The organism is Desulfobacterales bacterium, from assembly GCA_021647905.1.
Lineage (GTDB): Bacteria > Desulfobacterota > Desulfobulbia > Desulfobulbales > BM004 > JAKITW01.
This window is the reverse complement of record JAKITW010000029.1, coordinates 1-21,699: the sequence shown is the minus strand read 5'-3', so window position 1 is coordinate 21,699 and position 21,699 is coordinate 1. Positions and strand designations below refer to the sequence as shown.

Here is a 21,699-nt window from a genome sequence, read left to right as displayed (position 1 = left end):
TAGTAACAACATGTTGTAATCTTTCACCAATAACCAATAACCAATAACCATTAACCAATAACTTAAATTTACATAAAAGGAGAACTATATCCATGCACAAGCGGGCATTGATCACCGGGGTCACCGGCCAGGACGGCGCCTACCTCGCCGAGATGCTGCTCGCCAAGGGCTATGAGGTCCATGGCGTCAAGCGGCGCAGTTCCCTGTTCAACACCGACCGGATCGATCATCTCTACCAGGACCCCCATGAGAAGGGGCGGCGCTTTTTTCTCCATTTCGGCGACCTCACCGATTCCACCAACCTGATCCGGATCATCCAGGAGGTCCAGCCCGACGAGTTGTACAACCTGGCGGCCCAGAGTCATGTGGCGGTCTCCTTTGAGACCCCGGAATACACGGCCAACTCCGATGCCCTGGGCACCCTGCGGCTCCTGGAGGCGATCCGGATCCTGGGTCTTGAGAACAAGACCCGGTTCTACCAGGCCTCCACCTCGGAACTCTACGGCCAGGTGCGGGAGACACCCCAGACCGAGACCACCCCGTTTTATCCCCGTTCGCCCTATGCGGTGGCCAAGCTCTACTCTTACTGGATCACGGTCAATTACCGCGAGGCTTACGGGATGTACGCCTGCAACGGGATCCTGTTCAACCATGAGTCGCCGGTCCGGGGCGAGACCTTTGTCACCCGGAAGATCACCCGGGCCCTGGCCCGGATCAAGCTCGGACTCCAGGATTGCCTCTACCTCGGCAACCTGGAGGCAAAACGGGACTGGGGCCATGCCCGGGACTATGTGGAGATGCAATGGCTGATGCTCCAGCAGGAGGAGCCTGATGATTATGTGATTGCCACCGGCGCGCAGCACAGTGTGCGGGATTTTATCAACAGTGCGGCAGCCGAGCTGGGGATCGGGATAGATTGGCAAGGCAGCGGCCTGGAAGAGAAGGGCTATGATGACCGGGGGCGCTGCATCGTTGCCGTGGATGCCCGTTACTTCCGGCCCACTGAGGTGGATACCCTGCTCGGCGACCCGACCAAGGCCAAGACCAGGCTCGGCTGGGAGCCGCGGATTACCTTTGCCGAGCTTGTTGCCGAGATGGTACGCGAGGATCTCAAGGATGCGGAACGGGACGAACTGATCAAACGGCACGGCTATAAGGCCTGTGATTACAATGAATAGATACATGCCGTTGACAGCGAGGATCTACGTGGCCGGCCACCGCGGCCTGGTGGGCTCGGCCCTGGTGCGTTGCCTGCGGGCGGCCGGCTATAACCATATCATTACCCGGACCCATGCCGAACTGGACCTGATCGACCATGACCAGGTACGGGATTTTTTCAAGACCGAGAAACCGGAGTATCTATTTCTGGCCGCGGCCCGGGTGGGGGGCATTGTTGCCAACAACAGTTATCCGGCCGAGTTCATCCATCAAAACCTTGCCATCCAGTCAAATGTCATTCACCAGGCCTGGTTGTCCGGAGTGAAACGTCTCCTGTTTCTGGGTTCTTCCTGCATCTATCCCCGCGAATGCCCCCAGCCGATGAAGGAGGAATATCTGCTCACCGGTCCCCTGGAGCCCACCAACCGGCCCTATGCGGTGGCCAAGATCGCCGGGATCGAGATGTGCTGGGCCTACAACCGCCAGTACAACACCCGCTACCTGGCCGCCATGCCCACCAATCTCTATGGTCCGGGTGATAACTACGACCTGGAGAGTTCCCATGTTATCCCGGCCCTGATCCGGAAGCTGCACGAGGCCAGGACCGGTAACGCCCGGCAGGCCGTGGTCTGGGGCAGCGGCAGTCCGCGGCGGGAGTTTCTGTACAGCGACGATGCGGCCGATGCCGGCATTTTCCTGATGAATCTGCCGGATGACGGATTCAACTCAGTCCTCAGTCCTCAGTCCTCGGCCCTTGAAGGTGTTCATGCCCTGCCGCCGTTGATCAATATCGGCTGCGGCAAGGACCAGACCATCCGTGAACTGGTGAACCTGATCAAGCAGGTGGTGGGTTTTGACGGCGAGCTGGTCTGGGATACGGCCCGGCCGGACGGCACTCCGCGAAAACTGCTCGATGTCGGCCGGATGCGCTCCCTGGGCTGGCAGCCGCGGGTCGAGCTGGTTGATGGCCTTGGCCGGGCCTATGCGGATTTTCTGGCCAGCCACGTGTAAGTGATCACGGGCACCACATCTCCGCGCGATCGCTCCCGGCCGCATGAAAAAACCCCCTGCCTCGTAAGGCAGGGGGCTAAAAAGGGTGGCCCGGGTTCCCGGTCCCCCTCAGAAGGGTGGGCAAAGAAAAGGTGTTCACCCACCTCCCCCATGGTAGTAGATTCCCGGCGCCAAGGCAAACCATATCCCTGGATGCTGATTTTTCCGTTTCGCTTGCCTGCCGGAGCCCCTGGTGAACGGTTACGGATGGCCCGGGCGGGTCTTCCGGCCTTGCCCCGGCTTGTTGATTGTTCCCCCCTGTGCTATAAAACGGCTAACGGGTTATATCCGGGTGGTTGACGGACGCCTTTATCCTTGTCACGGTATTCATTGAGTAACCGTTCACCGGGGGTACGGATTTACGGTAAACTCATGCCCGTAAGCGTTTACCAGTGGCTTAGATTCGTTCATTCGGGACTGCGAAGCATACTGGTGCTATTCGAGCAGGCCAGAATGGGCGAAGATGAGGTGCTGGTGAACGCTTACCTTCATTGATTGAAAACGGAAATGAGGAGGCTTGGTATGGAAGTTACCTATGGAGAACTCAGAAAGAAAACAGTGGCGGAATTACGGGAGATGGCCAAGGGGATCGAACACGATGCGATCCGGGGCTACACCCAGCTCAACAAGGAAAAACTCCTCCAGGCCCTGTGTACGGCCCTGGGAATCGAGGCCCACAAGAAAAAGGTGGCCAGGGGTGGCAAGAGCGGGACCCTCAGGGCCCGGATCAGGGCGGTCAAGGTCGAACGGGACGCAGCCCTGGCGGAGCGGGATTCCAGCAGATTGAAGCAGGTCCGGAAACAGCTCCGCCGGTTAAAGCGGATGAGCCGGCGGGGGGCAACAGCGGTCTGATCCGGAGACAGCAGGGCCGTCATGATGGCGAGACGGCGTCATCGGTCGCCAGGGGCACCAGGCTGAAGGACTGGCCGTCAAAGAGTCCCTTGTCGCTCAGTTTCAGTTGCGGGATAACCAGCAGGGCCATGAAGGAAAGGGTCATGAACGGCGCGGTAAGGGTAGAGCCCAGTTCCTTGGCCCGCAGATCGAGCAGTCCGTACTGCCCGGCTACGGCGGCCCCATCGTCCAGGCTCATCAATCCGGCCACCGGCAGGGGAAGCACCTCGGCAAAATCAGGCCCCTTCACGGCCAGGCCGCCTCGGTGTTCAATGACCAGGTTTATTGCCTGGCAGAGCATCTCGTCGCTGGCGCCCACGGCGATGATGTTATGGGAGTCATGGGCCACCGATGAGGCAATGGCCCCGTGCTTGAGCCCGAAACCGGTGATAAAACCCAGACCGGGCAAGGCCTCTTGATAGCGGTTGACCACGGCAATTTTTAATAGATCCCGTTCCGGGTCAGCGACCAGGCTGGTGTTGTCAACCGCCGGCCGTCTCACTTCCAGCCCGGTGACCAGTTGCCCGTCCCGGGCCCTGATCACCCGGACCGGCCCGCCGGGGTCGGCTATCTGGAAATCTTTCCTTGCCCTGGGCCGGGCCTGAAAATTATTGATTGGTTCCACCGGGACATGGTCGAGCAGGGTTGTGCCGTTTTCCGCCACCAGCTCGCCGTTTATCACCGTTTTGAGGATATTGAAGCGCTCCAGGGAATCCACCTCGATAAAGTCGGCAGGGTCTCCTTCCCGCAGGAGCCCGGTATCGAGTTTATAGTGACGGACCGGGTTGAGGACGGCGGCCCGGATAACCGATATCAGGTCATGGCCCGCGGCCAGAGCGGTCTTTACCATCTGGTTGACATGGCCGCGCCGCAGTCCGTCCGGATGGAGATCATCGCTGCAGAACATGCAGAGTTCCGGGTATTCATCAAGCAGCGGCAGCAGGGTCTGCAGGTCCCGGGCCGCCGAGCCCTGGCGGATCAGGATCTTCATCCCCAGGGCCGCTTTTTCCCGGGCCTCGGCCAGGGAAGAACATTCATGGTCAGTGGAGATCCCGGCGGCCAGATAGTTGCGCAGATCCCCTGCCGTGAGTCCCGGTCCATGGCCGTCCATTGGCTTGTTGTATTTTCGGGCCAGCTCAAGCTTGGCCAGCACCCCGGGGTCTGTTGCCAGTACGCCGGGGAAGTTCATCATCTCGGCCAGGTAACCGATCTCATCCATGCGCAACAGTTCCTCGATCTCGACAACACCGAGTTTTGCCCCGGCGGTTTCAAAGCCGGTGGCCGGCACGCAGGAGGGGGCGCCAAAGGCGAATTTGAAAGGGGATCGCTTTCCGTTTTTCACCATGAACCAGACCCCGTCAATGCCCAGGACATTGGCGATCTCGTGGGGATCGGACACCGCGGCCACGGTGCCGTGCCGCACTGCCTGGCGGGCGAACTCGGTCGGCACCAGCATTGAGCTTTCCACATGGACATGGGCGTCGACCAGGCCGGGCAGGATATAGGTGGTCTGGGCGGTATCTTCCGGCAAGATTCGGTTTATCCGGCCGTTGCTGGTGAAGAGGGTGGCGGGATAGATCCGGCCCTGGACCGGGTCAACCAGATTGGCGCTTATTCGGCGGATGGGTCTGGGCATACCGTTTATACTCGCGTTGAAAACCTGGTCCTCGGGGCCAGGTCAGTGACAGTTGGCTCTGCCGATAATTGATACAACTCTGAATTGAATTACGAGCAAACGAATGACGAACAAACGAGTGACGAATAAAGGGCTATAACAGACCTTATCGATTTTTTGTTCGTTACTCGAATGTTCGATTGTCTGTCAATTGTTTTTTTTAGAGGAGCGGCAGCAAACCGGCCCCTTCCAGGGGCGTCCAAAGCCGGGCTCTCCGGGCTCGGATATTTATAGTCTGCCGGTCCGTTGTGGCTGCTCCGAGGCTAAGGCCAGTGAGCAAAGAAAGCAAGATAAAAAACGCGGCCAAAGCAAGCCCGGGTCCGGAAGGATAAGAACATATGCCGCATGGCGACTTGACAGCCTCCCGGCGGTTCGGTAGGTTCTCTGCATCTCTTACCTGGAAACATCAGCCTGGTTTATATGAAAGTCGTGCCGGACAAAGCCCGCTGTCCGGAGAGATTTTCATTGTTGGTTGTGGCTGCGGCCCAAAAGTTATGGTCCAGCCATGCTGGTTTGTCCGGTTTGTTATTATGAAAATGGTTTGCATGACAAGAGGCATGGTTTCTGGAATCCTTGCTGGCCGAATCTTACGTCTGCTGCTGATTTTCAGCCTGTTTTTCCTGTTCCTTGACCAGGCGGCGGCCAGAAACGATTCCGGCCGGTTCGATGTCTCCTATATCTGGAATTCGAACCTGGACAGCCTGCTTGACTACAAGGAGGAGGTGGAACGGGTCCTTGGTCCCACGGTCGGGGCCCGGTTGCGGGTGGTGGGCCGGAACGGTCTTTACGGCCTGATTTACGACCGGGACGGTGATGCCTCCTCGTCGGCCTGGGTGGCCCGGCGACACACGCAGCTGCTGGTCCGGTTCGGTCTGGAACCGGCGGTAAAGATCAAGGACGACGGTTATTTCGATCTGTTCAACGTCTGCTACGGGCTGGGTCCCAACCTTGGGGCCCTCAAGGCGGAGTATGGTGTTATTTACCGCTATCTCGGCCAGGAGGTGGGCAAGAATCTGTTCATCGAGAAGACCGGGTCCGGCAACTACACCCTTATCTATCGCCGTCGGGGCGACCGGAGGTCAACCGCCACCGTGGCCCGTCGCCATGCCAGGCTGCTGGCCCGTAAGAAGATCCGCGCCAGCATCACCCGGGAGAACAACAATGAGGTGGTGTTCGGTGAATCGAGCCTGCTGGACAGCGAGGAGGATGGTGAGACGAGCGGTCCGCCACCGGCTGTGGTCAAGAAAGGCGGCCCGGGCTCAAGGCTGTTGCTGCCGGGGGCGTTAAAGCGGCATAAGTCCGTGGCCGGGTCCGCGGCCACGGGCAACAGCGCGCTTGAAGCCGTGTTGGAGCGTTATATCAAGCAACTCCGCCGCAAGGGACGGATCGCCGGAGATGAGTCCACCGGCTGGCTGGTCTATGACCTGACCAGTCGTACCAGCCTGGTGGATATCAACGTGGACAGGTCGTTCCAGGCCGCCAGCATGATCAAGCCTTTTCTGGCCCTGGCCTTTTTCCACCGGGTCAAGGAGGGGAGGATCAAGTACGGCCCCCGGAGCCGGTCGAAAATGGCGGCCATGATCCAGCGGAGCAACAACAGCGCCACCAACTGGGTCATGCGTCAGGTGGGCGGCCCGGCCGCGATCCAGAAACTGCTTACCCAGCATTACGGTGCGATTTTTACCCGGACCTCGATCGTCGAGTATATCCCGGCCGGCGGTCAGACCTATCGCAACCGGGCCTCGCTTGGTGATTATCTTCAGTTTCTGGCCGCCCTCTGGCGCGGCCGGCTGCCCTATGCCAAGGAGATCCGCCGGCTCATGGCCCTGCCCGGCCGGGACCGGCTCTATAACGGCACCGTGGTGCCCCAGGGCACCCTGGTCTACAACAAGACCGGGACCACGGCCCATCTCTGCGGCGACATGGGGATTCTCGCCCCAAGGGGCAAGGACGGCCAGCGTTATCCCTATGCCATTGTCGGCATCATTGAAAAGAAGAACCGGGCCCGGAACTACGGCAAATGGAAGATGGCCCGGGGTAATGTGATCCGCCAGGTGTCGAGCATGGTCTACAGGGACATGCAACAGCGGTATAACCTGCGTTAGGGGATCAGAAGACAGAGGACAGAGGACAGAAGACGGAGGACGGTGGACAGAAGACAGAAGACGGAGGGCAGAGGACAGAATTAGTGCTGAGTAACGAGCGATGAGCAATGAGGTGAACCCAGTAAAACAGAGGACAGAGGGCAGAGGACGGAAAAAATAGTGGACAGTGGACGGTGGGCGGTGAAGATAGTGGGTCCGGCGTGGTAAGACAAGGGCCTCTGTTTGGGAAAATCGGTTCGGTATCAAACAAAAAAGTTGTCGTCACTGCTTTAACTAATTATTATTTTTCACCTTTCACCTTTCACCTTTCACCTTTCACCTTTCACCTTTCACCTTGAGCCTCAGGAATCTGCGCTCAGGTTCGGATACCTTGGTACCACCGGCCGGCGGCCGGTTACCCGCTGGTAGCTCTCGTTGGGAAAGCCGAGGGCAATGACCGCGTGGATGGGCTCTTCTTCCGGGACGGTCAGGATCTTCTTGATGGACGGGTCGTGTCTGATCGCCTCCACGGCAAAGCCGATCAGACAGGAACCCAGGCCCAGGGCATGGGCGCCGAGCAGGATGTTCTGGGTGGCGAGCAGGGCGTCTTCCCTGGGACAACTGCCGTTGGGCGTCGATCCCACCAGGATGACCGCCGGGGCGCCGTGAAACAGCCGGTCCCGGCCGGTCTCTTCCCATTCCCGCAACCCTTTGGCCATGGTCTGATAGTAGGAGCGGTAATAGCGGCCCAGGGCATCGTTGCCGAACAGTCGGGACCAGAGCCGGGCCATGGGGTTGTCCGCCAGCCGGTTGAGCCGTTTGAAAAAGAGGGCAATCCGGTTGCCCAGCACAGTGACCTCCTGCCGGGTGGCAAGGATGGTGAAGGTCCATTTCTGGCTGTTGGTACCCGACGGCGCGGTGGTGCCGATCTTGACCAGATCCTCAAGCAGGTCGCGGTCGACCCGGCGGTCCAGGTAGTTGCGGCAGGAGCGGCGGGCGCGCATCAGTTGGACCAGTCCGCCGGGATCAAAATCACCAGGTGCCAGGTATTGCTCCTTGGTCTCAAAGGTGGCAAAGGAAAGGGCCGGCTCCAGGGCAGTTACCCGGATTGCGCCAACAGGGCAGATTGCCGCACAGTGGCCGCATTGGATGGACTCCTGCCCTCGAACCACGGCCCGGCCGTTTTCCAGGGCCAGGGTCCCGGAGGGGCAGACCTGCAAGCACAGACCGCAGCCAATGCAGCGGTCCGGATCAATGAAGGTGGTAACTTCTCTGGACATGGGGCTCACTCTGCAGGCGATTTTGCGGAGTCAAACAAAAAAGACAAACTCGTAAAAAAACCGAACGCTTCAAATGCCACAAAGTTAAATCAACAAGTTACAACATGACCCACGTCCGTCTCGTATGTTTTTACGAGACCGACAAAAAAAGCCGGCTGTCCGATGGACAGCCGGCCCGGGATGATCCACCGCGATGATTATTTTTTCGGCACGTATGGATGGCAGCCGCTGCACCTGACCGGCGCTTTCTCATTGCCTTGTTTGTGCAGTTTTTTATGGCAGCCGCGGCAGCGGGCATGGGCCGCCTTTTTCATGCTGTTCAGCTTCAGGTCGCTCAACTCCTTGTTATGGCAGGACAGGCAACTGTCAGTGGTCATGATGTCGCCGAAGATATGGTGGCACTCAGCGCAGCCGATTATTTCCTGATGGGTGCGATGGGGAAAAACAGCCGGTTTTTTTGCTGCCGGGCTTTTCATGTTGATTGTTTTCGAGCCCAGGTCAATGCTCCTGGCCTGTACTCCGGTGGCAATAAAGACCAGGGCGGCCATGAACAGCACCGCACCCAGCAACGACTTGCTTCCCATTTTTCTCTCCTCCCTTTATTTTTGTAGACTCTTTTCCAGTCGGCAGGTCTCCTGCCCCGGACAGCTTGCACCGGGGTGTTTCCCCCTCCATTTTCCGGCTGAGGGATTATTAGAGGGTTTTTGGAAATTATTCAAGAAAAATCTATGGTTGCCCGGATGGCAGCCCGCCGGCTCCCGGGAAATCAGGCTATTTTTCTGATAAAATCGTAGAGCCTGGGCAGGGTGCAGATCTCATAGTATTTCCGGCCCGTGGTCCCGACGACCTTCAAGGTCTCGGGATGCACGGTAAGGATTTCCGCCTCCCGGATAACCAGCCGCTGGAACCTGCCGGAGAAGGAGGGGAAGGTCCCGGTGTAAAGGGTGTGTCTTTCACCGGTAATGTCCGGGAGCCGGCAGTCGATCTTTTGCAGGTTTATTTCCCTGGACAGCTCCATGAATCCGTCCCGGTCCAGTTCAATGCCGTTGACGTTGTATCGCCAATAGGCATCCTTGCCCACGGCCGCCAGTTTGGTCTTTTGCTTACCGGCCCGAAACACATAGAGGTTGAAATTTTTCCGGCAATCGGCCAGAAGCCGGCCCAGGTCCCGGGCATTGCCGGACAGCCGGTCGGCGCGGTTGATGGCCGGTGAGATCATGATCGGCCGTTCCTCGTCAAAGAGATAGGCCGGCGGGGCATTGCGAAAGGAGATGCCGCAGCCGATCTCCAGGGGCGGCAGATGGTGTTTGGTGCCGTGGGCATTATATTTGTCTATGATTTTGATAATACTGAAGGCAAGGCCGCAGGCCCGGGCCACCCCGAACCAGTCGTCCGGACCGTCCTGGTGTCCGCTCAGGGCGAGGATGATCGCGTCTCCTTCAATGAACAGTTTTTCCGCGTCATAGGCAGCCACCACCCTGGCAATGGGCTCGAAGAAGTTGAGGCTGAAATAGGAGGCCGGGTTCAGGCCGTTGTCAAGTAGGCGCCGGGTGATCGACATTGCGCCGCGGATATCGGCCTTGAGAATGACGTGGCGGGTCACCGGTCCGGGCTCCAGGTCCAGGATCTGTTCGTGGGGGAGGAGGAACTCATAGAGGGTGGCGTTGGCCCGGGACAGGTTACACAATTTTTCGTCCCTGACCAGATGGATCCGGTCCATCAACTCCCTGAGCCGGTGACTGGTGGTCAGGTCGCGGTGATAGCGACAGAAATCCTTGAGATACAGAATCAGGTGCCGCTGTTTCCGTTTATCATCGATCTTGGCCAGGGAACTGCTCAGCCGTTGCAGGGGGGTCAGCGAGATCGTCCGGCCGAAGAATCTGCGGTGCCGCTCCAGTTGTTTGGCAATACTTCTCCGGGAAGAGGGTTCCAGGAGAAACTGCCGCACCTGCTGGGGGGCCAGCGGCGGGCAGAACTCACGGTACAGCTGTTTCATCTCAGCCGTTGCCACCACCCGGGCGAGCAGTTTTTTTTGCTTGAAGCGGGCCAGGCAGAGGTTGAGCCGCTGTTCGCGGGTTGCGGCCTCTGTTCCGGTTGCCGGTTCCGGGTTGAACAGGAAGTCGATGTTCTCCGGGTGTTTCAGCCAGCGATCATATCGATCGTCACCCGAATCCGGCGACGGGCCGGGTCGGGCATCGGCCGGCGTGGCCTCGGGGAAGTCCCGGCCTGCTGCTTCCTGGAAGATCTCCCTGAGCAGGGCCAGCAATGCGGGGTAATGGTCTGGGTCGTCAAGGCGTTGGCCGAGCAGCACATACTCGTCAAGCAGGAAGTCATCGGTGATCTGGTCCGGTTCGGCGAGCAGGATCGGATTGATGAGCAGGTCGTCCGGCCGCATGGCCTCCGGGCCGAACAGGGCCGCCCGCATCTTGTTCAGCTCTTTTTGCTGGACCGCGAACATGGTCTGGAACAGCTTCTTGGTGATCCGGGCGAGGATGGTTTTTTTCTGCCGGCGAAAGGAGGCCAGGGTCTCTTTTAATTCCACCGCATCGCCTGGGTCGCGGCGTTGGGAACTCTCGTATTCCCAGATCAGGCCGTTCACCGCCTTGGTCAGATCGGCGAACTGGTTAGGAATTTCCCGGCGCACCGCCTTGCAGACGGCAAGTTGGGCGAGCAGGTCGATCTGGACCTCGTCGCCTTGTTGCTTGGCCCGGGTCAGGGCGGCCAGTATTATCTGCCGGTAGTTCCGGGCAAAGGCCTCCATCTGTTGGTCAGTCGTTCCCGGAGAGTCCGGACCCGGCAGGTTCCCGACCGGGAGATGTTGGGTCAGCAGGGTGCGGATCAGGGTAGCGGTATCCCTGATGAAGTCAGGGCTCAGGAATACATCGAACCGGTAGTTGTCCACTCCGGCCTTGAGGCGGTTCAAGGTAAAAAAAGGGGTGTGCGCCAACGGACGGGTATTGTTTCCGGAGCTTGGTCGAGTGGGTTGGGCCATGGCTGATGGCTCCCTAGGCCGCCGGTGTCAGGCCGGCGCGGAAGTCGTGGCCGGTGGGGTTCTGGAAGAGCCGTAATTCGAACTCCGGTATCACGGCCAGCAGATGATCGAAGATATCCGCCTGGATCGCCTCGTAATTGGCCCAGACCTGGTCATTGCTGAAAACATAGATCTGCAGCGGCAGCCCGTTGGGGCCGGGCTCCAGGTGGCGGACAAGAAAGGTCATGTCCTGATGGATTTTCGGATGCTTTTTCAGATAGGCGATCACATAGGCGCGGAACACGCCGATATTGGTCTGGCATCGACCGTTGATTATAACGCTGGAATCAACGGCGTGGTCGCGGTTGAACCGGGCGATCTCTTCCTGCTTGGCGGCCAGGTAGTCCTTGAGCAGCTGAAAGCGGGAGAATCGTTCCAGCATCTCGTCGGTGCAGAACTTTATCGAGTTCATGTCCAGGAACAATGAGCGTTTGATCCGCCTGCCCCCGGATTCACTCATCCCGCGCCAGTTCTTGAAGGTGTCTGATACCAGGGCATAGGTGGGGATGGTGGTGATCGTCTTGTCCCAGTTCTGGACCTTGACCGTGTGGATGGAGACATCGATGACATCGCCGTCAGCCCCGTATTTGGGCATCTCGATCCAGTCGCCGATCCGGACCATGTCGTGGCCGGCAAGCTGGAGACTGGCGACAAAGCCGAGAATCGTGTCCTTGAAGACCAGGAGCAGGACCACGGTGAACCCGCCAAGAATGCTTAAGACCCCCCACGGAGATTTATCGGTAAGGATGGCAATAATAAAGATGCCGGCCAGGATATAAATGATAAGGTTGACCGCGTCGATATACCCCCGCATCGGCCTGCCCTTGGCAATATTCGAGGTGCTCAGCAGATCCCGGGTCGACCGTAACAGGGATTCCAGGACCCTGGTGCCGGTCAGCACGAAAAAGACCATGGCCAGGCGGCGGAAGAACTCAGTGGCCGCCTCTGTTGGCGGCAGCAGCAGGTCTACGCCCAGGTAAAAGACAACCACCGGCGCCAGGCTGGCGAGCCGTTTGAACAGGTGGTGCTGGTTGAGCAGATCGTCCCACTTGTTGCGGGTGCGTTGGCACAGGAGTTCACCGAAGTGAACCAGATAGCGGCGGGCCAGGATGTTTATTGCCAGGGCGGCCAGGATGATGGCGGCAAGAAGAGCCCCATATCCCAGGGGCCCGGCAATGGAGACAGGCGCACCCTGTCCGGTCAGCCAGGTTCTGATCAGGTCCAGCAACTCCATAACTCTTTATCTCCTGTGATCGGCAAGGAAAACCCAACCTGGTCATCCCCATAATTGTTACGTGACCGGCAAATCTGTTATACTTATTTTTTTCTGGTTCTCGCAACTTTTGTTTTTCCCGTGTTGCAAGGCAAGGGCCGCGGGAGAGGAGCGGTCCTGTCCCCTGCCCGGGTCGAATCAAGGGACAGGAGGCCGGACCAGGGTCTCGGCTGCTTCGCTCAACCATTGCCGGACCTGGGCCGGGGTGGGCATCCGGCCGGCGCATTTGACTTTGTTGTTTACTACCAGGGCCGGGGTAAGGGTCACTCCATGGCGCCAGATCTCGTCAAGATCATGAATGTCTTCCATGTCCGCGGCCAGGTTCAGTTCGGCCAGCAGATCGACCACCATGGTTTTCAACCGGTTGCAGCTCACACAGCCCGGACCCAGGACCCGGATGGTGAGGATGGAGGTCTCCTCGGTTTCCCGGCCGCATTGCCGGTAATACTCGCGCCGGAGCGCCTCCTGGTAGAGTTGCTCCGAACCAGGGGGGATATAGTTCTGCTGCTTGACCGCGGCCAGGAGAAAGGCCACTGCCTCCTCTTCGTCCATTGCCCGGGTCAGCACCTGGTTAAGTGCCCCGGCCAGGCCGACAAGTCCCACCGGACCCCGGCCGATCCGGATGGTTTTTTGCGCAGGGGTATCCATGGATGAGTGCTGAGCAATGAGTTTGACCAGAAGACAGTGGACAGTGGACAGTGGACAGTGGACCCTCCTTCGCCTGATGGCTACGGCGGGCAAGCAGAAAAAACATGGGGGGTAGTGATCCTGGGCTGGATATAATATTCCCTGACCCCTGACCCCTGACCCCTGACCCCTGACCCCTGACCCCTGACCCCTGACCCCTGACCCCTGACCCCTGACCCCTGACCCCTGACCCCTGACCCCTGTAACCCTGCACCCTGCACCCTGTAACCTGTAACCTGTAACCTGTGTCAGTATACCAGTTCTAATATCCGATGACCACCTTAAGTAAAGACTGGCTCAACCGTTATCCCCCACCCCTGCCGGCGGCCCTGGCCCGGGAGGCGGCCCGTTGCCAGGGGCAACTCTATGTGTCCGGCGGCACGGTGCGCGACTGGTTGCTGGGCCGGCCGGCAAACGATCTGGACATTACCGTGGCCAGCGGCGGCAGGGCCTGCGCCAGACGTCTGGCCGCCACCATCGGCGGCACCTATGTGGACCTGGACCCGGAGACCGATGTGGCCCGGGTGGTCTGGCAGGGGCTGGATATTGACTTTTCCTCCTTTCGTGAAGATACCGATTCCATCGAGGCTGACCTTGGCAAGCGGGATTTCACCATCAATGCGATGGCCGTTTCCCTGGCCGGGCCCGGTACAATAATCGATCCCTGCAACGGGCTGCGCGATCTTGGCCAGGGCCTGGTCCGTTGCCCGGCCCCCAGGGTATTTGACAACGATCCCCTGAGGATGGTGCGGGCCTATCGGTTCATGGCTGTCCTGGGCTTTGGTGTTACCCCGGAAACCGAGGCCGCGATCAAGGATCGGGTCTCGCTGATTGACCGGGTGAGCCCGGAGCGGCTGACCGCCGAGTTGCGGCTGATCATGGCCAGTGACCGGGCCGGATCGGCAATATCCGCCCTGGCTGCGCGCGGTCTTCTGACCCGGATATTTCCCGAGCTGCTGGCCGGGGTCGGGATGAGCCAGCCGGCCAGCCACCACCTTGACGTGTTTGCCCACGGCCTTGCCGCCCTGGAGCGGATGGAACGGATTCTGGCCGAACCGGGCCGGTTTTATCCCGGACACGAGCAGGAGTTTCGCCGCTATCTCGACCGGGAAGAGCGACGGCTCCGGTTGAAATGGGCGGCCCTGTTCCATGACCTGGGCAAGCCCGAGGTGCGGCGAATCCGGCCGGACAAGGACAACCGGATAACCTTTTATAACCATGACCGGGCCGGGGCGGCCCGTTTCGAAGCCATTGCCCGCCGTCTCAGGTGGAGCCGCCGGGACCGGGACCGGGTAAGCCGGTTGATCGAGTTGCATATGTATCCCTTTCACCTCAACAACGCCCGGCTCCGGACCGGCCTTACCCCCAGGGCCTATCTTCGCCTGGTCAAGGCGGCCGGTGCGGAGTTGCCCGGCCTTTTTTTACTGGCCATGGCCGATAGTCTGGCCGGGCAGGGGCCGGAAAAACCCCGGCACATGGAGGCCGGTCTTGTTGCCCTGTACAACGAGACCGCCCGGGTGGTGGCGAAGCGGATCACCCCGGTGCTTGCCCTGCCGCGGCTTCTGGGCGGCAAGGACCTGATCGCCATGGGTATCCCCCCCGGGCCGCTCTACGGCCGGATCCTGGACGGCCTGGAAGCGGCCCGGGTCGAGGGTGAGGTCCGGGACCGTGATCAGGCCGGACAGTGGGTGCGTGCCTTTCTGCAAAGGCATGGGGAGCCGGATGTTCATGGTTGATAAAAAAGGGGCGCCTGCCGCGGGCGGCGTTAATTTATCGTTTGACGATGTTTGTCCGGGCGAGGTAATGTTATGGATTATTCTTCAGACTTGCCGTTCACCACCCATCAGGATCGGTTACCGGGTATGACCATCTCAGACGAGCAGAAACCGCGGGCCCCCTTTTGTTCCTTTTGTGAGGCCTTTGACGTGGAGGAGTTGAAAAAGAAGATCTCCCGCCATCTGCTCAGCAGCCTGGGCCGGGATCCGGAGCGGGCCAGGTCAAGGGATATCTGCCGGGCGGTGTCCCTGGTGTTGCGGGATATCCTGGTCGAGCGTTGGATCCGGACCCAGAAGAGCTACTATGCCCGCAAGCGGAAACGGGTCTATTATCTCTCCATGGAGTTTCTGGTGGGCCGTTCCCTGGGCAATGCCCTGATCAACATGGGGCTGGTCGATAAGATGGAGCACGCCCTGGTTGAACTGGGCTTTGAACTGGACGAGATCCGCGAAGAGGAGGAAGACGCGGCCCTGGGCAACGGCGGCCTGGGCCGGCTTGCCGCCTGTTTCATGGACTCCATCGCCACCATGGGCGTGCCGGCCTATGGCTACGGCATCCGCTACGAGTACGGGCTTTTCTTTCAGCGGATCGTCGACGGGTTCCAGGTGGAGAGTCCGGACAACTGGCTCCGCTACGGCACCCCCTGGGAGTTCGAGCGGACCCAGTACCTGTTCCCGGTGCGGTTTTACGGCCGGGTCAACAGCTACCTTGACGACCAGGGCCGGTACCGGGCCGACTGGGTGGATACCGAGTCGGTGATGGCCATGGCCTGCGACCTGCTGGTGCCGGGGTTTAACAACGACCAGGTGGTCAATATGCGCCTCTGGACCGCGCGGGCCACCCGGGAGTTTGATCTCTCCTATTTCAACCGCGGCAATTATATCGCCGCCATGGAGAGCAAGGTCAATTCCGAGACCATCTCCAAGCTGCTCTATCCCTCGGACCATTTCCAGGAGGGCCGCGAACTGCGGCTCAAGCAGCAGTATTTTTTCGTCTCAGCCACCTTTCAGGATATCTTCCGGCGCTACAAGAATAAAAACACCTCATTTGAACGGTTCAGCGATGAGATCGCGGTCCAGCTCAACGACACCCATCCGGCCATTGCCATCCCGGAGTTGATGCGGCTTCTGGTGGACGGCGAGGGGCTGGCCTGGGAAAAGGCCTGGGATATCTGTGTGCGCACCTTTGCCTACACCGTCCATACCCTGATGCCCGAGGCCCTGGAGACCTGGCCGGTGGAGCTGCTGGCCCGGGTGCTGCCCCGGCACATGGAGATTATCCTTGAGATCAACCGCCGTTTTCTGGATCAGGTCGCGGTGCGTTTTCCCGGCGAGAACCACCGGCTGCGAAACATGTCGCTCATTGAAGAGGGACCGGAACAGCGGGTGCGGATGGCCCACCTGGCCATTGCCGGCAGTCATTCGGTGAACGGGGTGGCCGCGCTTCACACCCACCTGATGCGGACCCGGATTTTCAAGGACTTTGAAGAGTTCTTCCCGGGCCGGTTCAACAACAAGACCAACGGGATCACCCCGCGGCGCTGGCTGCTCAAGGCCAATCCCGGCCTGGCCGACCTGATTACCGCGACCATTGGCGGCGAATGGGTCACGGATCTCGACCATCTGCGCCACCTGGCGGCCCTTGCCGAGGACCGGGTTTTTCAGCGGAAATGGTCCCGGATCAAACAGGAGAACAAGAAACGGCTGGCAAAACTCATTGCAACGACCTGCCGGATCACAGTGGACCCGGACAGTTTTTTTGATGTCCAGGTCAAGCGGATCCATGAATACAAGCGGCAGTTGTTGAACGTGCTGCACGTTATCTCCCTGTATCAGTCGATCATTCGCGAGCCTGATCGCCCGGTGGTGCCCAGGACCGTGATTTTCGCCGGCAAGGCGGCCCCCTCCTATGCCAAGGCCAAGCTGATCATCCGGTTGATCAACGGGGTGGCTGCGGCGGTGAACAACGATCCCCGGGTGGGGGAGCGGCTCCGGGTGGTGTTTATTCCCAACTACGGGGTCTCCCTGGCCGAGAAGATCATCCCGGCCGCGGATCTTTCCGAGCAGATATCCACTGTCGGCACCGAGGCCTCGGGCACCGGCAATATGAAGTTCGCCTTGAACGGCGCCCTGACCATCGGCACCCTGGACGGCGCCAATATCGAGATCCGGGAGGAGGTCGGTCCGGAGAATATTTTCATCTTCGGCATGACCGCCGAGAACGTGGAATGGGAGCGGCGCAACCCGAGCCGCGCCCCGCGGGAGATCTACGAGGCCGACCCGGTACTCCGGGCCGCGATCAACGCCATTGGCAACGGTGCTTTCAGCAACGGCGACCATGGGCTGTACCAGCCCCTGCTCGACAGTCTGTTTGATCCCCATGACCCCTATCTCCTGCTCCAGGATTTTGAGGATTATCTGCGTTGCCAGCAGGAGGTGGCGCGGGCCTACCAGGATCAGCCGCGCTGGTTGAAGATGTCGATTCTGAACGTGGCCCACATGGGAATCTTTTCCAGCGACCGGACCATCAGGGAATATGCCCGGGAGATCTGGGGCGTGCCCGTGGAACCGGACCAGGCCAGGGGGTTCTCAACGGCAAAGGACGCCAATGGCGCGTAAGACCCAGGATTATTATTTCAAAAAGGCCAGAAAGGAGAACTATCCGTCCCGGTCGGTCTATAAGCTGGAGGAGGTCCAGCAGAAGTACGGACTGCTGCGCCGGGGCGACAGCGTTCTCGACCTGGGCTGTCATCCGGGCAGCTGGGCCCTGTACACGGCCAAGATCGTGGGGGTGCAGGGCCTGGTGGTGGGGGTGGACCTCAAGCCGGGCCGGCCGATCCAGGGGGCCGGGGCCGGGATAATCAGGCTCTGCGTTGATATCATGGTCCCGGAGGCTCTGGCCGGGATCCGCGCGGTCCGGTCCCGGTTCCGGGTGGTGTTGAGCGATATGGCCCCGGCCACCAGCGGCAACAAGTGGGTCGACCAGCAGAAGTCCCTGGGGTTGGCCCGGCAGACCCTGGAGATTGTCCATGCGCTGCTCGACCATGGTGGAAATTATTTTGTCAAGGTTTTCCAGGGCGAGGATTTCCAGGAGTTCGTTGCAGAGGTGCGCTCATTTTTTAAAACGGTTAAGGTGGTGAAACCCAAAAGCTCCCGCACCGAGAGCCGGGAGGTCTATGTCTTGGGGCTCGGATATCAGAGGCCGGATCCGGAGAGAACGGCTGCCGCGGCTGGACAGGTCGAATAGGCTCCCGCGCCTGTTTTGATTGGAGCGGCTCCTGTCCGGCTTTGCTGGATTTAATCGGTTTTTCGGGAATAGTTTGTAACAGGAGGATGCTTGTGTCAGGACATTCGAAGTGGAGTACGATCAAACGGAAAAAAGGCGCGGCCGATGCCAAGCGGGGCAGGATATTTACCAGGCTGATCAAGGAGATCACCGTGGCCGCCCGGATGGGTGGCGGTGATCCGGACGGCAATCCCCGGCTGCGTTCGGCCATTGCCGCGGCCAAGTCCGACAACATGCCCAAGGATAATATTGAACGGGCGATCAAGAAGGGCACCGGCGAGTTGGAAGGGGCGGTCTATGAGGAGATCACCTACGAGGGTTACGGGCCCGGCGGCATCGCGGTGCTGGTCGACTGCATGACCGACAACCGCAACCGGACCGTGGCCGATATCCGCCACTATTTCAGCAAGAGCGGCGGCAACCTCGGTGAGTCGGGCTGCGTCTCCTGGATGTTTGATAAAAAAGGGTCCCTGCTGGTGGACAAGGCGACAATCTCCGAGGAGGCACTCATGGACGCGGCCCTGGAGGCCGGGGCCGAGGATGTGGTCGAGGAGGAGAACGAGTTCCAGGTGCTCACCGCGGCCGAGGAGTTCGACGCGGTGCGGGAGGCCCTGGAGGCCGGCGGGATTTCGTTTGTCGAGACCGCGGTGTTGATGATCCCCAAGAATACCGTGGAGGTCACCGACGAGAAGACGGCCCGGCGGATTCTGCGCCTGCTGGAGAAGCTGGAGGATCATGACGATGTCCAGGGCGTGTCCGCCAATTTCGATATCCCGGACGAGTTGATGGAGGCGGTATCGTAGGATACCGCGGCCGGATGCATATCCAGAGAAAAAAGGACAGGCCGGAAGAGCAGCGGATCCTCGGAGTGGATCCCGGTTCCCGGGTCACTGGCTACGGGGTGATTGCCAAACAGGGCCAGCAGCTGCGATTGATTGCCTGCGGGGTGATCAAGGGCCATGCCCGCGATTCCCTGCCGGAGCGGCTCAGGCTTATCCACGACGGCCTCTGCGAGGTGATCCGCGAACACGGCCCGGAGGCGGCCGCGGTTGAGGATCTGTTCGTGGCGATCAACCCCTGTTCGGCGTTGAAACTGGGGCATGCCCGCGGGGTGGCGGTCCTGGCCGCGGTGCAGCAGGGACTTGAAGTCCATGACTACACCCCGCGGATGGTGAAGCAGGCGGTGGTCGGCTACGGCCAGGCCGACAAGCTCCAGGTGCAGCAGATGGTCCGGGTGCTTCTGCGGCTTACCAGCCTGCCTGGCCAGGATGCCGCCGATGCCCTGGCCGTGGCCATCTGTCACGCCAACCGGGCGGTGATTGCCAATTTGTTGTAACTGATGAGATGACAGGTAATAGGTAACAGGTAACAGGTAACAGGTAACAGGTAACAGGTAACAGGTAACAGGTAACAGGTTATAGGTTATAGGTTTCTAACCTCTAACCCATGACCCATGACCCATGACCCATGACCCATAACCCATAACCCATGACCCATGACCCATGACCCATACCCTGTAACCCATACCCTGTAACCTATGCCCCATGACCTTAAACCCCTAACCTAAATTTTTTCTTTTCGAGATTGCCATCATGATTGCCTGTCTGAAGGGTGAACTGTTCCGCAAGGAACCGAACCGGGCCATTATCGATGTGGGCGGGGTGGGCTATGAGGTCTTTCTGTCGCTCACCAGCGGCGAACGGTTGCCCGGCGTGGGTTCCGAGGTCTTTGTTCATATCCATACCAGTGTGCGCGAGGACGCCATCACCCTGTACGGCTTCTGGGAGCAGGAGGAAAAGGAGATGTTTCTCCTGCTTACCTCGGTGTCCGGGATCGGGCCCAAGCTGGCCCTGAATATCCTCTCCGGGATCACTGCCACCGGGCTGGGCCGGGCCATCTCGGCCAGGGACCTCAAGCGGCTCACCGCCCTTTCCGGGGTTGGCAAGAAGACCGCGGCCCGGCTCTGTGTCGAGCTGAAGGACAAGGTCGGTTTTGCGATTGGTGATGATGATATCTCCTTTCTGGACGGGGGCGACCCGGCGGCCGCGCCGGAGTCCACGGTGAGTTCCGACGTGATCTCCGGGTTGATCAACCTGGGCTATCCGCCGGCCCGGGCCCAGCAGGCCCTGGCCGCGGTGCGCCATCGGATACCGCCCGAGGAGCTTGCCGGGATGCGGGTTGAGCAGTTGTTGCGCGAGACATTGAGGTCGTTGGCATGAACCACGAGGAGAGGATTGTCAGCACCGAGCCGGTGGAAGAGGATTTTGTCGATTACAGTCTCCGGCCCCGGACCCTGGCCCAATATATCGGCCAGGAGCAGGTCAAGGCCAACCTGGCGGTCTTTATCCAGGCGGCCCGGGACCGCAACGAGGCCCTGGACCATGTGCTGTTCCACGGTTTTCCCGGACTGGGCAAGACCACCATGGCCTATATCATTGCCAATGAGATGGGCTCGAACATCAAGGTGACCTCCGGGCCGGTGATCGAACGGCCCGGGGATCTGGCCGCCATCCTCACCAGCCTGGAGGAAGGCAATGTGCTGTTCATCGATGAGATCCATCGGCTGAACCACGTGGTCGAGGAGATCCTTTATCCGGCCATGGAGGATTATCAACTGGATCTGGTGATCGGCCAGGGTCCGGGGGCGCGGTCGGTGAAGATGGATCTGCCCAGGTTCACCCTGGTCGGGGCCACCACCCGCACCGGGCTGTTGACCCCGCCCCTGCGCGACCGGTTCGGGGTGGTCCTGCGGCTTGAGTTTTACTCCACCGAGGAACTGGTGACCATTATCAAACGGTCGGCGGCCCTGCTGGGGGTGGAGATAGACAGGGACGGGGCCCGGGAACTGGGCCGGCGTTCCCGGGGCACGCCGCGGATCGCCAACCGCTTGCTGAAACGGGTGCGGGATTTTGCCGAGGTGCGCGGCAGCGGGGTGATCACCGCGGAGATCGCCGACAATGCCCTGGCCATGCTCGGCGTGGACCGGCAGGGGCTGGACGATATGGACCGGCGGATCATGCTCACCATCATCGACAAGTACCAGGGCGGCCCCATCGGCCTTGATACCCTGGCCACCGCGGTCTGTGAGGAAAAGAACACCCTGGAGGACGTGTATGAGCCCTTTCTCATCCAGTCGGGCTACATTGTCCGCACATCCCGGGGCCGGATGGCGACCAAGGGCGCCTATGAGCATTTTGACCGGCCTTACCGGGTCAAAGAGGAACAGCCGGGACTTTTTTAAGACCGGTCCGGACTCTGGGAGTGATCTGCCGGACCGGCGGGATGTTATGAGCTTATTTACGGAGTGATGGTCCCGCAGGTAAGTGACCATGTGAGACTCCGGAAAGTCTGGGTTCACCGCAGAGAGGTAAACATTCAGTAACCCCCCTCCTGTCGGGAAAGGGGTCTTCTTCTACCAACGGCCGCTCCATTGAGAAGGGCCGGCTGTTCATAAACAGGCTATCAAGCAGGAACTCGCTTCGCCGCGGCGGCGATTCGGAATCCATAAG

Annotated in this window: 18 protein-coding genes; 11 read left to right on the top strand and 7 right to left on the bottom strand. The window is 60.0% G+C overall.

The genetic code is table 11. The annotated features are described in order from the left end of the window. Positions 1 to 92: 92 nt before the first annotated feature. From gmd to L3J03_06130, 3 genes are all read left to right on the top strand, one after another. Positions 93 to 1,178: a GDP-mannose 4,6-dehydratase gene (gmd, locus tag L3J03_06140; GenBank protein ID MCF6290556.1), complete on the top strand. Its 1,086-nt coding sequence runs from the start codon at positions 93 to 95 to the stop codon at positions 1,176 to 1,178. Between the two features lie 4 nt (positions 1,179 to 1,182). Further along, positions 1,183 to 2,169, top strand: a complete 987-nt coding sequence (locus L3J03_06135) for a GDP-L-fucose synthase (protein MCF6290555.1) — start codon at positions 1,183 to 1,185, stop codon at positions 2,167 to 2,169. A gap of 561 nt (positions 2,170 to 2,730) precedes the next feature. Next, positions 2,731 to 3,060, top strand: coding sequence for a hypothetical protein (locus L3J03_06130; protein MCF6290554.1), 330 nt, complete (start codon positions 2,731 to 2,733; stop codon positions 3,058 to 3,060). 19 nt (positions 3,061 to 3,079) lie between these two features. Here the strand turns inward: L3J03_06130 and ade are convergent, their stop codons facing one another. Continuing rightward, positions 3,080 to 4,735 carry an adenine deaminase gene (gene ade / locus L3J03_06125; protein ID MCF6290553.1) on the bottom strand — a complete coding sequence of 552 codons (1,656 nt, stop codon included), beginning with the start codon at positions 4,733 to 4,735 and terminating at the stop codon, positions 3,080 to 3,082. A gap of 596 nt (positions 4,736 to 5,331) precedes the next feature. On the opposite strand from ade, the gene L3J03_06120 reads away from it, so the two are divergent. Then, on the top strand, positions 5,332 to 6,879 hold the full coding sequence (locus L3J03_06120) for a class A beta-lactamase-related serine hydrolase (GenBank protein MCF6290552.1): 1,548 nt from the start codon (positions 5,332 to 5,334) through the stop codon (positions 6,877 to 6,879). A 341-nt stretch (positions 6,880 to 7,220) separates the two neighbouring features. On the opposite strand, the gene L3J03_06115 is transcribed toward L3J03_06120, so the two are convergent. From L3J03_06115 to L3J03_06095, 5 genes are all read right to left on the bottom strand, one after another. Further along, entirely contained in the window at positions 7,221 to 8,138 is a 918-nt protein-coding gene (locus tag L3J03_06115; GenBank protein ID MCF6290551.1) for a nitroreductase family protein, read from the bottom strand. 197 nt (positions 8,139 to 8,335) lie between these two features. Further along, the gene (locus L3J03_06110) at positions 8,336 to 8,722 is read right to left on the bottom strand and encodes a cytochrome c family protein (protein ID MCF6290550.1); all 387 of its coding nucleotides are present in this window, start codon (positions 8,720 to 8,722) and stop codon (positions 8,336 to 8,338) included. Between the two features lie 182 nt (positions 8,723 to 8,904). After that, the gene (locus L3J03_06105) at positions 8,905 to 11,130 is read right to left on the bottom strand and encodes a hypothetical protein (GenBank protein ID MCF6290549.1); all 2,226 of its coding nucleotides are present in this window, start codon (positions 11,128 to 11,130) and stop codon (positions 8,905 to 8,907) included. A gap of 13 nt (positions 11,131 to 11,143) precedes the next feature. Next, the gene (locus L3J03_06100; protein MCF6290548.1) at positions 11,144 to 12,403 is read right to left on the bottom strand and encodes a mechanosensitive ion channel family protein; all 1,260 of its coding nucleotides are present in this window, start codon (positions 12,401 to 12,403) and stop codon (positions 11,144 to 11,146) included. Between the two features lie 177 nt (positions 12,404 to 12,580). Next, positions 12,581 to 13,090, bottom strand: a complete 510-nt coding sequence (locus tag L3J03_06095; protein MCF6290547.1) for a thioredoxin family protein — start codon at positions 13,088 to 13,090, stop codon at positions 12,581 to 12,583. Positions 13,091 to 13,401: 311 nt separating this feature from the next. Here L3J03_06095 and L3J03_06090 point away from each other — a divergent pair, with 311 nt between their 5' ends. The 7 genes from L3J03_06090 (at position 13,402) to ruvB (ending at position 21,431) form a co-directional block, all read left to right on the top strand. Beyond that, positions 13,402 to 14,865 carry an HD domain-containing protein gene (locus L3J03_06090; GenBank protein ID MCF6290546.1) on the top strand — a complete coding sequence of 488 codons (1,464 nt, stop codon included), beginning with the start codon at positions 13,402 to 13,404 and terminating at the stop codon, positions 14,863 to 14,865. Positions 14,866 to 14,991: 126 nt separating this feature from the next. Then, positions 14,992 to 17,523 (top strand): glycogen/starch/alpha-glucan phosphorylase, encoded by a 2,532-nt coding sequence (locus L3J03_06085; GenBank protein MCF6290545.1) that lies wholly within the window; start codon positions 14,992 to 14,994, stop codon positions 17,521 to 17,523. After that, positions 17,513 to 18,151 (top strand): RlmE family RNA methyltransferase, encoded by a 639-nt coding sequence (locus L3J03_06080; GenBank protein MCF6290544.1) that lies wholly within the window; start codon positions 17,513 to 17,515, stop codon positions 18,149 to 18,151. The genes L3J03_06085 and L3J03_06080 overlap by 11 nt, the downstream gene beginning before the upstream one ends. A 92-nt stretch (positions 18,152 to 18,243) precedes the next feature. After that, on the top strand, positions 18,244 to 18,993 hold the full coding sequence (locus tag L3J03_06075; protein MCF6290543.1) for a YebC/PmpR family DNA-binding transcriptional regulator: 750 nt from the start codon (positions 18,244 to 18,246) through the stop codon (positions 18,991 to 18,993). 14 nt (positions 18,994 to 19,007) lie between these two features. After that, a complete protein-coding gene (gene ruvC, locus L3J03_06070) occupies positions 19,008 to 19,526 on the top strand; it encodes a crossover junction endodeoxyribonuclease RuvC (GenBank protein MCF6290542.1) in 519 nt (172 codons plus the stop codon). Positions 19,527 to 19,782: 256 nt separating this feature from the next. Continuing rightward, on the top strand, positions 19,783 to 20,409 hold the full coding sequence (gene ruvA / locus L3J03_06065; protein ID MCF6290541.1) for a Holliday junction branch migration protein RuvA: 627 nt from the start codon (positions 19,783 to 19,785) through the stop codon (positions 20,407 to 20,409). Further along, positions 20,406 to 21,431, top strand: coding sequence for a Holliday junction branch migration DNA helicase RuvB (ruvB, locus tag L3J03_06060; GenBank protein ID MCF6290540.1), 1,026 nt, complete (start codon positions 20,406 to 20,408; stop codon positions 21,429 to 21,431). Before ruvA ends, ruvB begins: the two co-directional genes overlap by 4 nt. Positions 21,432 to 21,483: 52 nt before the next feature. Here the strand turns inward: ruvB and L3J03_06055 are convergent. After that, positions 21,484 to 21,699: hypothetical protein (locus L3J03_06055; protein ID MCF6290539.1), on the bottom strand; the 216-nt coding region annotated here is incomplete at its 5' end.